At 69.2% G+C, this 12,229-nt stretch carries 10 protein-coding genes; 5 read left to right on the forward strand and 5 right to left on the reverse strand.

Annotation, left to right across the window (positions count from 1 at the left end):
• Positions 1-195: 195 nt before the first annotated feature.
• The gene (locus GF068_RS24280) at positions 196-1,512 is read left to right on the forward strand and encodes an AAA family ATPase (protein WP_153821847.1); all 1,317 of its coding nucleotides are present in this window, start codon (positions 196-198) and stop codon (positions 1,510-1,512) included.
• Positions 1,513-2,398: 886 nt separating this feature from the next.
• Here GF068_RS24280 and GF068_RS24285 read toward each other — a convergent pair.
• From GF068_RS24285 to GF068_RS24295, 3 genes are read right to left on the reverse strand one after another with little or no spacing between them, the layout of a single operon-like run.
• Positions 2,399-3,310 (reverse strand): ABC transporter permease subunit, encoded by a 912-nt coding sequence (locus tag GF068_RS24285; RefSeq protein ID WP_153821848.1) that lies wholly within the window; start codon positions 3,308-3,310, stop codon positions 2,399-2,401.
• Positions 3,307-4,407 carry an ABC transporter permease subunit gene (locus GF068_RS24290; RefSeq protein ID WP_153821849.1) on the reverse strand — a complete coding sequence of 367 codons (1,101 nt, stop codon included), beginning with the start codon at positions 4,405-4,407 and terminating at the stop codon, positions 3,307-3,309. Before GF068_RS24290 ends, GF068_RS24285 begins: the two co-directional genes overlap by 4 nt.
• Positions 4,404-5,912, reverse strand: coding sequence for an ABC transporter ATP-binding protein (locus GF068_RS24295; protein WP_153821850.1), 1,509 nt, complete (start codon positions 5,910-5,912; stop codon positions 4,404-4,406). The genes GF068_RS24290 and GF068_RS24295 overlap by 4 nt, the downstream gene beginning before the upstream one ends.
• A 95-nt stretch (positions 5,913-6,007) precedes the next feature.
• Here GF068_RS24295 and GF068_RS24300 point away from each other — a divergent pair, with 95 nt between their 5' ends.
• Positions 6,008-8,386 carry a fused MFS/spermidine synthase gene (locus GF068_RS24300; protein ID WP_338046549.1) on the forward strand — a complete coding sequence of 793 codons (2,379 nt, stop codon included), beginning with the start codon at positions 6,008-6,010 and terminating at the stop codon, positions 8,384-8,386.
• A 46-nt stretch (positions 8,387-8,432) separates the two neighbouring features.
• Here the strand turns inward: GF068_RS24300 and GF068_RS24305 are convergent, their stop codons facing one another.
• Complete coding sequence (locus tag GF068_RS24305; protein WP_153821852.1) at positions 8,433-9,182, reverse strand: OmpA family protein; 750 nt, start codon at positions 9,180-9,182, stop codon at positions 8,433-8,435.
• Between the two features lie 116 nt (positions 9,183-9,298).
• Here GF068_RS24305 and GF068_RS24310 point away from each other — a divergent pair, with 116 nt between their 5' ends.
• From GF068_RS24310 to GF068_RS24320, 3 genes are read left to right on the forward strand one after another with little or no spacing between them, the layout of a single operon-like run.
• Entirely contained in the window at positions 9,299-9,703 is a 405-nt protein-coding gene (locus GF068_RS24310; protein ID WP_206079532.1) for a hypothetical protein, read from the forward strand.
• A 22-nt stretch (positions 9,704-9,725) separates the two neighbouring features.
• Positions 9,726-10,568: an ATP-dependent sacrificial sulfur transferase LarE gene (gene larE, locus GF068_RS24315; RefSeq protein ID WP_153821853.1), complete on the forward strand. Its 843-nt coding sequence runs from the start codon at positions 9,726-9,728 to the stop codon at positions 10,566-10,568.
• Positions 10,569-10,592: 24 nt separating this feature from the next.
• Positions 10,593-11,516 (forward strand): MBL fold metallo-hydrolase, encoded by a 924-nt coding sequence (locus tag GF068_RS24320; RefSeq protein WP_153821854.1) that lies wholly within the window; start codon positions 10,593-10,595, stop codon positions 11,514-11,516.
• 5 nt (positions 11,517-11,521) lie between these two features.
• Here the strand turns inward: GF068_RS24320 and GF068_RS24325 are convergent, their stop codons facing one another.
• Positions 11,522-12,229 carry a glycoside hydrolase family 16 protein gene (locus GF068_RS24325; protein WP_153821855.1) on the reverse strand — a complete coding sequence of 236 codons (708 nt, stop codon included), beginning with the start codon at positions 12,227-12,229 and terminating at the stop codon, positions 11,522-11,524.

The following is a 12,229-nucleotide window of genomic DNA, read 5'->3' on the forward strand; positions in this document are numbered from 1 at the left end:
GTGGGTGGTCCCCCCGAACTCGGGCCCTGCGGGCCCTCGAACAGCAGGACCCCCCACCCACGCCCCGTTTTCTTCGCCCCTACCCCCGCGTCGTTCCGGGAGGGACTCCCGCGACTTCTGGGGGTTTTGGGGGAAGAGGGAGAGGCCGAGTTGACGGGTGGGGGCGAGGGCGGAAGGTAGGAGGCAGAGGCCGGGATGAAGCTCGTTGTCGAGAAGGTCGGGCGGATCGAGCGGGCGGAGATCGAGGTCCGGCCGCTGACGGTGTTCATCGGGGAGAACGGGACGGGGAAGACGTGGACGGCGATGGGGCTGTTTGCGTTGCTGAAGAACTCGTACGGCCGAGGGCGTAACGAGAAGCGGTCGACGGGGGATGTCGAACGGTTGCTCGTGGACCGCGCGAACGAGATCGTCGAGCAGGTAGAGAAGACGCCGGGGGAGAGCCTGTTCGAGGTTCGACGTTCGGAGCTACTCCGGATGTTGCCCGAGCAGGTCGAGGTCCGGCTGGATCGGATCGATGGGGAGAAGCTCGTAGGGGCGACGCTCGACGAACGAGCGCAGTTACGCCTCGCGCTCACGCAGCAGGCGCTGGTCCGGTATCCGGTGGATCTGCTCCTTCGGTTGAAGCTCTCGCCCCGACAGCTCTCGGCAACGCTCCTCGAAGGGGACGCCGAGCCCTTAGTCAGCACGAACTTCAGCAGTCCCGATCTGCGAGAGGCGGTTCAAAAGCAACTCGCGATCCTTCTCTTCGCCTGGATACGGCGCCTGCGCGTGCTGCCCGTGGAGCGGGATTTCTTGTCGCAGAAATTTGTGCAGCTCCTCCTCCACGGCCAAAGCATGCGGTTGTCCGTGGGGCAGCAGGCGTTCTGTGAGCTTCTGGGATTCGCCCAGGCACGAAGTGCGTCCTCGTCACGGGAGGATCCGGAGCTCGTGCGTCTCACGGGACAAGTGCTCGGGGGACGATTCAGGTTCGAATACCCCAGCGCCTCGCTCGTCTTCACGCCCCAAGAAGCGAACGCCCCGAGCACGATTCCGATCGCCGGATGCGCTTCGATGCAAAAGTCACTCGCCGGCCTCCAGTTCTTCCTCGAAACGGCCGAACGTGGTGACTTCTTGATCATCGACGAACCCGAGCTCAGCGCGCACCCGGAAGCCCAGGTGAAGCTCGTCGAGCTCTTCGCGCTGATGATCCGCCAAGGGATCCAGCTCGTGCTCATCACGCACTCGCCGTACATCATCGACCGCCTGTCCACGCTCATCGAGCTCGCGCGCCTCGACGAGGCGAAGCGGGCGCGTGTGGCGGACGCGCTCGCGTTGAAAAACGCAGGTGCTTACGTGAAACCGGACGAAGTGGCCGTCTGGCAGTTCAACAAGGATGGGAGCGTCACCAGCGTCTACGACGAGGAGAGCGGCTCCATCAACTGGTCGACGTTCACGCGGGTGACCAACCAGGAGAGCGTCACGGTCAACCGGATCCTCGACGAGGCTGACGACGGAGCTGGCGAGAGTGCTTGAAGCGCTGCTCTGGGACTGCTTCGAAGGTCCAAGCAAGTGCGAAGCCGATGGGCTCGCTGCCGCGATCCAAAGACTGCCCGCCCACACGGTCGCGCTCGGGTTCCGCCTCGACGGCTCGGCTTTCCGCAAAGCCGTAGGGCTCGCGGGTGATCGGTGCTGTGATCGCCTGCTCCTCGTTCTGCAAAGGCCTCCCGCGAAGGAGACGCGAGCAACGCTGCTCCTGATCGAGATGAAGGGAAGGAAACACGCGGATGCCCTCGAACAGCTGGAGACGACGCTCGACGCCCTGCGTAGCTACCTGCGGGATCGGCTCACGTCACACGCCTTCAGCCGAACGGACTTCATCGCGGTCGTGATCTCCGATCGCGCCTCCCAATCGGAAGAACGGACCGTCGAGGAGAAACACTTTCGACGTAAGCACGGGGCGCGTCTGTACACGCTTCGCGGACAGAGAGTCCGTCAAGGGCACCCGGCCCCGAGCGTCGACCTGACGGAGCTCCTCCGTCCCGTGACGGCGACCAGCTCCTGAGCGTCACTTTCCCACTGCACGACATGCCTCGAACGCGTTCGAGGAGCTCCCCACACTCTGTAGAGGGTGTCTCGAACGCATTCGAGGAGCTCCCCACACTCTGTGGAAGGTGTCTCGAACACGTTCGAGGAGCTCCCCACACATGGCCCGGGGTGGCTTCCACGCGTTCGAGGGACACCATCAGGTGTGCGAGACCGCTCTCGCACGCGCGCAAGACCATCCCCGCACGCTGCATCGGGTGTCTCGAACACGTTCGAGGAGCTCCCCACACATGGCCGGGGGTGGCTTCCACGCGTTCAAGGAGGATCGTGACACGCGGGCGGCCCCTCTTGCGCCCGTCCCCGCGCCTCGAGCGGCCTACTCCGTCGCGTGTTTCCCGAGCCCCTCCGGCGAGCCCGCGCGACGCGGCGCGAGCGCGAGCACGAGCAACGTCGCGACGTAGGGCAAGGTCTGGATGAGGTCGCCGATCGCCGTCTTGCGCGCGTCGTCCTGGAGGACGATCTGCAGCGCTTCGAGCACGCCAAACGCGAGGCACGCGAGCGCCGCGCGGCCAGCTCGCCAGCCAGAGACGACGACCGCGGCGAGCGCGATGAAGCCGCGGCCCGCAGACATGCCCGACTCGAAGCGCTGCTGGTCATACGCGAGGTGCGCGCCGCCAAGCGCGCAGATCGCGCCGGAGACCACGAGCGCGGAGAGGCGGACACGCGTGACCGAGATGCCCACACTCGCAGCCGCGACAGGGTTCTCGCCCGCCGCGCGCACGCGCAAGCCGAAGCGGGTGTTGCGGAGGAGGAACGGGGTCGCGGCGACCGCGGCGAGCGCGCAGAAGAAGACGGGATCGAGGAGGACGCGAAGGAGCATCGCTCCACCCGTCGCGCCCGTGGGGCCAAAGCGGAAGGCCTCGATGCCAGGAGAGTTCGAGGCGCTGTCGTAGAGGGCGCGAAGGCCCATGCGGGTCGCCGCGAGCGCGAGGAGGTTCAAGGCGATGCCGCTGATGACCGCGTGGATTCGCGCGCGCTCGGTGAGCTGGCCATGGCCGAGCGAGAGGAGGACGCCCGCGCCGATCGCCGCGACGAGGCCAAGCGTGGGGCTCTGCGTGGCGTGCGTGACGGCGACCGCAGTAAACGCCCCCGTGAGGAGGATGCCCTCGAGGCCAATCTGGATGACGCCCGCGCGCTCGGCCCAGACGCCGCCGATCGCAGCACAGGTGTAAGGCACGGCGATGCGGAGCGACTCGGCGAGCATGCCGAGGGAGAGGATCGAGCTCACGAGCGGGCCTCCTCCGAAGCTGGCGTGGAGACGGGTTTGTCGTTCGGGGACTCGGGCTCGTCCTTCGCGACGGGCACGCGCCTCGATGCGACGCGGCTCGCGACCGCGACGAGGACGATGAGCGTCGCCTCGAGGACGTCCATGGCCTCCTTCGGGACACGCGCGTTCACCACGAGGCCGGCTTGCTCGAGCGTGCCGAGGAAGATCGCCGCGAGCACGATGCCGATCGCCTTGCCACGGCCGAGCATGGCGACCGCGATGCCACTCCAGCCCGCGCCCGCGCCAAGGCCGAGCTCGTAATACCCCTTGTACCCGAGCGCGGTGGAGGAGACGGCGAGCGCAGCGATGGCGCCGGAGAGGAGCATCGCGAGCAGCAAGCGCCGCTCGACGTCGATGCCCTCGGCACGGCAAGCCTCGGGGCGAAGGCCGACCCAGCGGATCTCACGGCCAGGCCGCGTGCGCTCGAGCAAGGCCATGCCGACGAAGACGGTGACGACCGCGAGAGGGAAAGCAAAACTCGCAGCGCTGCCCGCGAGCGAGGGAGCGACACGATCGAGGCGCGGGAGAGCCGCACCAGGCGCGATGTCCGCGGTGCGGAGCGACGCAGAGCCGAGCACCGTGGAGAAGGTCCACGGCAAGACCGCGTCCACGATGCGGTTGACCATGATCGCCGTGATGATCTCGTGCACGCCGCGGCGCGCGCGCAGGATCGCAGGGACAAACGCGACGAGCGCGCCGACCGCGGCAGCCGAGGCGAGCGCGATCGGCAAGGCGATCGGCATGGGAAGCGAGGCAGGCAGCCTCGACGCGACGAGCGCGCCGACGAGGCTCGCGAGCGCGAGCTGGCCCTCGGCGCCGATGTTGAAGAGGCCAGCGCGCAGCGCGATCTCGAACGCGAGGCCCGTGAAGAGCAGCGGCGTCGCCTTGAAGAGGACCTGTCCAAGGCCATACGGCGTGCCCCACGTGCCCTCGAACGCGAGGCGGAGCGCCGCGGCCGGCGCTTGTCCGAACGCGAAGGCGATGAGGTTGAAGAGGAGGACGCCGCCCGCAATCGAGAGGACGATCGGGAGGAGCACGCGCGCACGAAGGCCCTTCACGTGTCCTCCATGCCGAGCATGGCCCGGCCGATGACGTCGTCGGAGGTCTGGGGCGGGAGGTCGGCGACGATGCGGCCGCGGTGCAAGACGAGGATGCGATGCGAGAGGCGCCGGAGCTCGTGCAGGTCCGCGCTCACGACGAGCACGCCGAGGCCCATCCCGGCAGCCTTGACGACGTGGCCATGGATCGTCGACGCCGCGCCGACGTCGACGCCGCGGGTCGGCTGTCCAAGGACGACGAGCGCGCGCTCGGGGCTCGCCTCGATCCGATCGAGCGCGCGCGCCACGACGACCTTCTGCTGGTTGCCGCCGGAGAGATCACCGACGCGCCGCGCAGGATCGGGAGGGCTCACGCCGAAGCGCTCGATGCGCCGCGTGACGAGCGCAGCCTCCGCGACGGGGCCGTCGATCTCGCCGAGCTCACCGAGCACGAGGTTGTCCCCCGTGGACGCGTCGAGCATGAGCCCGTCCGCGTGGCGATCCTCGTGCACCACGGCGATGGCGCGGCGACGCGCGCGGAGCTCCTCCGCGGATCGAGCGGCCAAGAGGCGCGCGCCGCCGAGGACGATCGACCCCGCCGCGCCCGGCTCGAGCCCCGCGATGGCGCGGACGAGCTCGCGTTGCCCGTTGCCCTCGATGCCCGCGACGCCCACGATCTCGCCCTTCTTCACGGTGAACGAGAGGCCGTCGAGCACACGCTTGCCCGCGGCGTCGACGAGCACGAGGTCCTCGAGGGAGAGCGCGACCTCGGCCTCGTCCGAGAGCGCAGGCGGGCTCGCCTCGGGCGGCGGCTCTCCGCCCATGATCGCCCGCGTGAGCTCGTCTTCGAGCCGCTGCGGATCCTCACGCTCGTCCACGAGGATCGGCCGCGTGAGCACGGTCCTGCCGCGCCGCATGATGGTCACGTGGCCAGCGAAGCGGAGGACCTCGTCCATACGATGCGTGACCACCGCGATCGTCGCGCCTCCTTCGGCGAGGGCGCCGAGCGTCGTGTAGAGCTCCTCCGCTTCGAGCGGCGAGAGCACCGCGGTCGGCTCGTCGAGCAGGATCGCGCGGGCGCCGCGGTAGAGCACGCGCAGGATCTCCAGGCGCTGGCGCTCGCCGACCGCGAGGTCGGAGGTGCACGCGTCGAGGTCCACCCGGAGGCCCGTCTTTTCCATGAGCGCGCTCGCCTCAAGCCGCGCACGAGCGAGGTCGAGCCGACCGAACGAGCGCGTAGGTTCATGCCCGAGGACGAGGTTCTCCAGCGCCGTGAACGCGGAGACGAGCATGAAGTGCTGGTGCACCATGCCAATCGCCGCGGCACTTCCTTCGATCCGCACGTCCCCCGAGACACGCGGGGCGAGGCCCACCGCCGCCTTGAGCAGCGTGGATTTGCCGGCCCCGTTCTCCCCGAGGATCGCGTGGATCACGCCGGGCTCGAGCTTGACCGTGGCGGATCGGACGGCCCAGCAGTCGCCGTAACGGACGGCGACGTTCTCGAGCTCGATCACGGGGCCACGCATCGCGCCGAGGATACCCCGGGCCACGCGCGCCGGGATCCACGCCGATGCGTTTTTCGCGCCGTGCGCTCCCGGCCCCTTCGACTATCGTCCGCGGCGTGCGCCCTCGGTTTTCCCTCGTCGTGACGCTCTTCCTCGTCTCCGGCTCGACCGGGCTGCTCTACGAGGTCGCGTTCGGCAAGCTGCTCGGTTACGTCTTCGGCGCGACCGCGTACGCCGTGAGCACGGTGCTCGCCGCGTTCATGGCAGGCCTCGCGCTCGGCGCGCACCTCGGCGGAAAACGCGCGAGCCGGATCGAGCGCCCGCTCGTCGCCTACGGGGTGCTGGAGATCGTCGTCGGCCTCGTCGTCGCCGCCTCGCCCGCCGCGCTCGAGGCGCTCACCGCGGCGTACGTCCACGTGGCGCAGCGGGCCCCGGGCTCACTCGCGATCCTCACCGCGGCGCGCGGCGCGCTCACCGCGCTCGTGGTGATCGTTCCGACGGTGGCGATGGGCGCGACGCTCCCGATCCTCTCACGCGTCGTCGCCGGCGAGGTGGGCGCCGAGAGCCGGCGCCGCCTCTCGTTCCTCTACGCCATCAACACGGCCGGCGGCGCGATGGGCGCGCTGACGAGCGCCTACCTCGTGCTGCCCGCGCTCGGCGTACGAGGCACGATCTGGGCTGCAGCGCTCGCGAACGTGACGATCGGCGTGACCGCGATCGTCGTGGGCCGACGTGGCCCCGCGGCCGCGCAGAGCGAGACGAACGAGACGAACGAAGCCAAGGCGGAGCGCACGAAGGAGCCGGCACCCGCCGCGGAGCACGGTGCTTACCGCGAGGGGACGGCGCTCGTGTTCGCGTTCGCTTCGGGCTTCATCGTGTTCGCGGCCGAGGTCGTGGAGACGCACCTGCTCGCGTTGCTCATCGGCAACAGCGCGTATGCGTTTGGCCTGATGCTCGCCGTCTTCCTCGTCTGCCTGGCGATCGGCGCGGCGCGCTCCCCTGCCCTCGCCGAGAAGCGCGGCGATCGCGCGCTCGCGCTTGGCCTCGGCGCCGCCGCGATCTCGCTCGCCGTCACGATGCCGCTCTGGGCCGAGCTGCCGCGCCTCTTCCTCTTCGCCGGCAAACACGTGCACTCGTGGGCCGGACGCGAGATCGTCCGCGCCCTCGCCGCGCTCCTGATCCTCGTGGTGCCGACGGTCTTCCTCGGGACGACGTTCCCCCTGCTGCTCCACCGCGTCGCGTCGATGCGCGACGTCGGCGCGCGTGTCGGGCGGTTGACCGTGGTGAACACGGTCGGCACGATCTTCGGCTCGATCGTCACGGGTTATTTCATCCTGCCGGCGCTCGGCTCGCAGGGCACGCTGATCGGCGTGGTCGTGGCGCTCGCGATGGCCTCGGTGCTCGCGTCACGCGTGGCGGGCGGGGAGAAGGGGTCGCCAGCGTCGCGGTTCGCGCTGCCCGCGGCCGCGATCGTCGTCGTCGTCGTGCTGCCGCGCTGGGACATGGCGCGGATGACGAACGGCGCGAACGTGTACTTCTCCGCGGGCCCGCCGCCCGATCGGATCGAGATGGTGCGCGAGGACGTGCACGGCGGCGTGACCACGGTCGCGCGGCGCGGCGAGGTGCTCACGCTCTACACGAACGGCAAGTTCCAGGGCGACGACGGGCCGGAGATGGCCGCGCAGCGCAGGTTCGCGCACTTCCCCTCGATGTTCCTCCGCGGCACGGAGAAGCGCGTGCTCGTCATCGGCCTCGGCACGGGCACGACGCTCGGCACGATCGCCGGCTACCCGTGGGAGCGCATCGAGGTGGCCGAGATCTCGCCGGCGATCGTGGACGCGTCGCGGAAGTATTTCTCGGGCCCGGCGCGAGGCGCGCTCGACGATCCGCGCACCGTGCTCGCGCTCGAGGACGGCCGCAACCACCTGCTCGTCTCGCCGGGCGGCTACGACCTCGTGACGATGGAGCTCACGAGCGTGTGGTTCGCGGGCGCCGCGAGCCTCTACAGCCGCGAGTTCTACGAGCTCGTACGATCCCGCCTCGCCGAGGGCGGCATCCTCCAGCAGTGGGTGCAGCTCCACCACATCCGCAGGCGCGAGCTCGCCGCCATCGTGCGCACGTTGCGCGAGGTCTTCCCGCACGTCGCGCTCTTCGTCGGCGGATCACAGGGCATCCTCGTCGCGAGCGAGCGGCCCCTCGTCGCGTCGCGCGCCGAGCTCGATCGCCTCGCGAAGCTGCCCGCCATCCAGGAGACGCTCGGCGGCGCCACGCTGCCGGGGCTGCTCGACGAGCTCGTGGCCTCGGGCGAGGACCTCGACAGGTTCGTCGCCGAGACGGAAGGCGAGCCGATCGTCTCCACCGACGACAACCTCTTCCTCGAGTACGCGACGCCGAAGGGCAACGTGCTCGACTACTGGCAGTCGCTGCGCGAGACGCAGGCGCTGCTGGACAGGTACCGCACGAAGGATCCGGCCGCGCGGCACCTGGGGCCTTGAGCCTCACCCCCAACCCCTCTCCACTCCGTGGAGAGGGGAGCGCGATCTACTTCTTGTCCCCGTCCTTCTTCTGGGTCGGGTCGAGCGAGATCTGCTTCTTGTCGACCTTCTTCACTTCGTTGCCCGTGGGCTTCCACTTCAAGGTCGGCACGGTGGCGACGACCGGCTTCCTGCGCGCCTCTTCCTCGGCCTTGCGCTCTTCGAGGCTCGGCACGTCGAGCACCATGCCGCCGGCGGTCGGGTCCTTGCCGAGGAAGGCCTTGCCGTCGACCTCGGCGACGTGGAACTCGGTGCGGCGGTTCTCCGCGCGGCCCATCTCGAGCTCGTTCGGCGCGATCGGCTTCGTCTCGCCGAAGCCCACGGCGATCAGGCGCAGGTGGTTCACGCCGTTGTCGACGAGCCAGTTGCACACGGCGAGCGCGCGTCGGGCGGAGAGCTCCGCGTTCTTGTCCTCCTCGCCCTTGTCGTCCGTATGCCCCTCGATGCGCAGGCGCGTGACCTCGGGGTGATCGTTGACGAACGCGAGCAACGTCTTCAGGACCTTCTCGCTCTCGCCGAACTTGCGGATGGTGGCGCTGCCCGTCTCGAAGACGATCTTGCCCTCGATGTAGATCTGGCTCTGGCCTTCCTTCGCGGTCCAGGCCTTCTCGGGGTACCACTTCGGTAGCTGGCTCTTCATCTCCGCCTTCGGCACGGGGACGGGCGGCAGGCGGTTGTCCGAGCAACCAGCGAGGGCGACGGACGCCCCCAGAGCAGCGACGAGCGCCACGGACCTTCCAAGCGAGGTGCGGTTCATGAGAGGCCCCAAGCGTCGCCCGATCCGGGCTTCTGCCGCAAGTACGTCGGTGCGAGGCGAGCACGACTTGTATTCCGGCCCCGATTTGGGCACCGTCCCGGGGCGTGGAGGCTCGTATGGCGCTCGTCGGCAAGCTCGAGGTCACCATCAAGATCAACCGACTCCCCACCGAGGTCACCACGGACAAGAACGGTTGGAAGGAGTTCAACGTCGATTTCGGCAAACGAGGCGCACGCGTGAGCCTGAGGCCACGCATGTGGAACCGCCTCGAGCAGGCCGCGAACACGCACCCCCACTGGATCGCGGTGATCACCGGCCAGATGGGCGACGACGTGCAGAAGGGCGTCTTCAAGCTGCTCGAACCGAACCTGCAGGTGTTCGAGTACACACCGAAGGCGCCCTCGGCCGAGGCCAAACCCGACGGCGCGAAGGCGGAAGCCGGGGCGGCGGCCGAGCCTGCCGCGGCCGGCGCGCCGGAGAAGGCCGAAGAAAAGCAGGCCCCGTCCCCTCCCGGCGATTGACGGCGTGGTACACCCCCTCGGCATGGCTGAAACACCTGCCATCGAGGACAAGCTCGCTCGCCTGCGGGCGCGGCTCGTCGAGCTCGGCTCGGTCCTCGTCTGTTACTCCGGCGGCGTCGACAGCGCGTTCGTGCTCGCGGCCGCGCACGCCGCGCTCGGGCCTCGGGCCATCGGCATGACGGCCGTCTCGCCGAGCCTCGCGCCGGGCGAGCACGACGAGGCGATCGCGGTCGCTCGCTCGATCGGCGCGGATCATCGCCTCGTCAGCTCGAACGAGATCGAGGACCCCGGCTACGTCGCGAACAACCCGGACCGCTGCTTCCACTGCAAGTCCGAGCTCTACCGCATCGCCTCGCAGAAGAGGGCCGAGTGGGGCCTCGCGGCGATCCTGAACGGGACGAACGTCGACGATCTCGGCGATTACCGCCCGGGGCTCGAGGCGGCGCGGCTCGCCGGGGTCGTGAGCCCGCTCGTCGATCTCGGCTTCACGAAGGCCGACGTGCGCGCGGGCGCGGCCGCGATGGGGCTGCCGATATGGGACAAACCCGCGGCGGCCTGCCTGTCGAGCCGCATCCCCTACGGCACGAGCGTGACGCGCGAGCGGCTCTCGCAGATCGGCGGCTTCGAGGCCGCGCTGAAGGAGCTCGGCTTCCGCCAGGTGCGCGTGCGTTACCACGGCGAGATCGCGCGGATCGAGCTCGCGCTCGCCGAGCTGCCCCGCGCGGCCGAGCCCGCGATCCGCGACGCGATCGTCGCGGCGGGCAAGCAGCACGGGTTCAAGTACGTCACGCTCGATCTCGCCGGCTACCGCGTGGGCAGCCACAACGAGCTCCTCGTCGGCAAGAGCCTGCGTATCGTGAACTGAGACGGACGAAGAAGGGGAGGTCCCGTGGGCCGCTTCGATCACCTCGCCACCCAGCCTCGCCGCGGCCCCGCCGAGCTCTTCCGCTGGCGCGTCCTCGATCCGCTGAAGGGCAAAAGAATCAAGGACCCGGGCGGGTTCGTCACGCCGAGCCGCGCTCCCGACGCCGATCTCGTGCGGAGCCCCGCGCCGAGCCTGTGCTGGATCGGGCACGCGAGCTTCCTGCTCACGCTGGGCAAGAAGAACATCCTCTTCGACCCGGTGCTCGGCGAGCGGATCGGCCCGATGAAGCGCCTCGTCGCGCCGGGCATCCCCTGGCAGGATTTGCCGCCGATCGACATCGTCGTGATCACGCACAACCACCGCGATCACCTCGACCCGTGGAGCATCGAGCGGCTCGGCGATCGGCCGACGTACGTGGCGCCGCTCGGCAATACACGATTCCTGAAGGCGGCGGGGGCGTCGGCGAAGGTCGTGGAGCTCGACTGGTGGGAGACGACGGGGATCGGCGGTCTCGAAATCACGCTCGTGCCGGCGCGACACTGGTCGATGCATTTTCCCTGGGATCGGAATGACGCGCTCTGGGGCGGATACGTGATCCGGGGGCCCGAAGGGAGCGCGTATCATTCGGGGGACACCGCGTACTGGGATACGTTCGAGGAGATCGGGCGCCGGGCGGGGCCGATCGACTGGGCGATGTTGCCCATCGGGGCCTACGAGCCGCGCTGGTTCATGGAGCCGCAGCACATGGGGCCCGAGGAGGCCGCGTCGGCCGCGCGATTGCTCGGCGCGAAGCATTTCGTGGCCATGCATTGGGGGACGTTCAAGCTGACGGACGAGCCTGTCGGCGAGCCGCCCGAGCGCGCGCGCGCAGCCTGGCAGGCCGAGGGGGGCGCCGAGGAGAAGCTCTGGATCCTCGACGTCGGCGAGACGCGATACCTCGGTCGTTAACCAACTCAAAGCGGGATGAACTCGACGCGGTCGATGATGACCTCGAGCTGCGTCCGCACCCCGCTCGGCTTCCGGCCGTCCTTGAGCCAGAAATTGATACGCGGGAACGTCGTCGCCCGCGGCGTCGGCACGCCCGTGGTGAAGCGCGAGGTGACCACGCTCCCGCCGCCGCCGAGGGGGACACTCGAGAAATCCACCCTGCCCGGCGACCAGACGAACGTGTGCTCGCTCCGGGACCAGGCGCTGCCCCCCAGGTTGAAGGAGCGGGTGGTCGGCTGCACCGTGTGGAACAGGTTGTTGCCGGTGTTCCCGAACTCGGCGATCTCGATATCCATCTCGTTGTAGAGCGGCTCGGCGGCGTCGTCCCACGTGAAGAAGCCGAGCACCGATTGCGAGTGGAAATTGTCGAGCGGGGTCCCGAGGACCATCCTGTACGTGCCATATCCGATGGATTCACGCATGATGATCTCGGAGCAGGTCCAGACGCCGCCGATGCGGCGGATCAACATGTGAAGTCGCCCCTGCGCGTCGACGGAGACGTTGCTCGCTTCGAACGTGTTGGGGCCGGGGCCGACCCGCGAGCTGCCGCTGTCCTTGAGGTCCCACTCGTATCCAGAGAATTCGAGCGCCCGCGCGTCTCCCGGGGTCGTCAGCACGCAAAGAAGGAGAGCCGAGGAAAAACCGAGCGAGAGCGCCTTGGAGATACTCTTCAT

This window comes from Polyangium spumosum, assembly GCF_009649845.1.
GTDB classification, from domain to species: domain Bacteria; phylum Myxococcota_A; class Polyangia; order Polyangiales; family Polyangiaceae; genus Polyangium; species Polyangium spumosum.

Coding starts and splice junctions, on each gene's coding strand:
- GF068_RS24280 (WP_153821847.1), top strand. CDS start 196: ATGAAGCTCGTTGTCGAGAAGGTCGGGCGGATCGAGCGGGCGGAGATC.
- GF068_RS24305 (WP_153821852.1), bottom strand. CDS start 9,182: ATGAACCGCACCTCGCTTGGAAGGTCCGTGGCGCTCGTCGCTGCTCTG.
- larE (WP_153821853.1), top strand. CDS start 9,726: ATGGCTGAAACACCTGCCATCGAGGACAAGCTCGCTCGCCTGCGGGCG.
- GF068_RS24295 (WP_153821850.1), bottom strand. CDS start 5,912: ATGCGTGGCCCCGTGATCGAGCTCGAGAACGTCGCCGTCCGTTACGGC.
- GF068_RS24325 (WP_153821855.1), bottom strand. CDS start 12,229: ATGAAGAGTATCTCCAAGGCGCTCTCGCTCGGTTTTTCCTCGGCTCTC.
- GF068_RS24310 (WP_206079532.1), top strand. CDS start 9,299: ATGGCGCTCGTCGGCAAGCTCGAGGTCACCATCAAGATCAACCGACTC.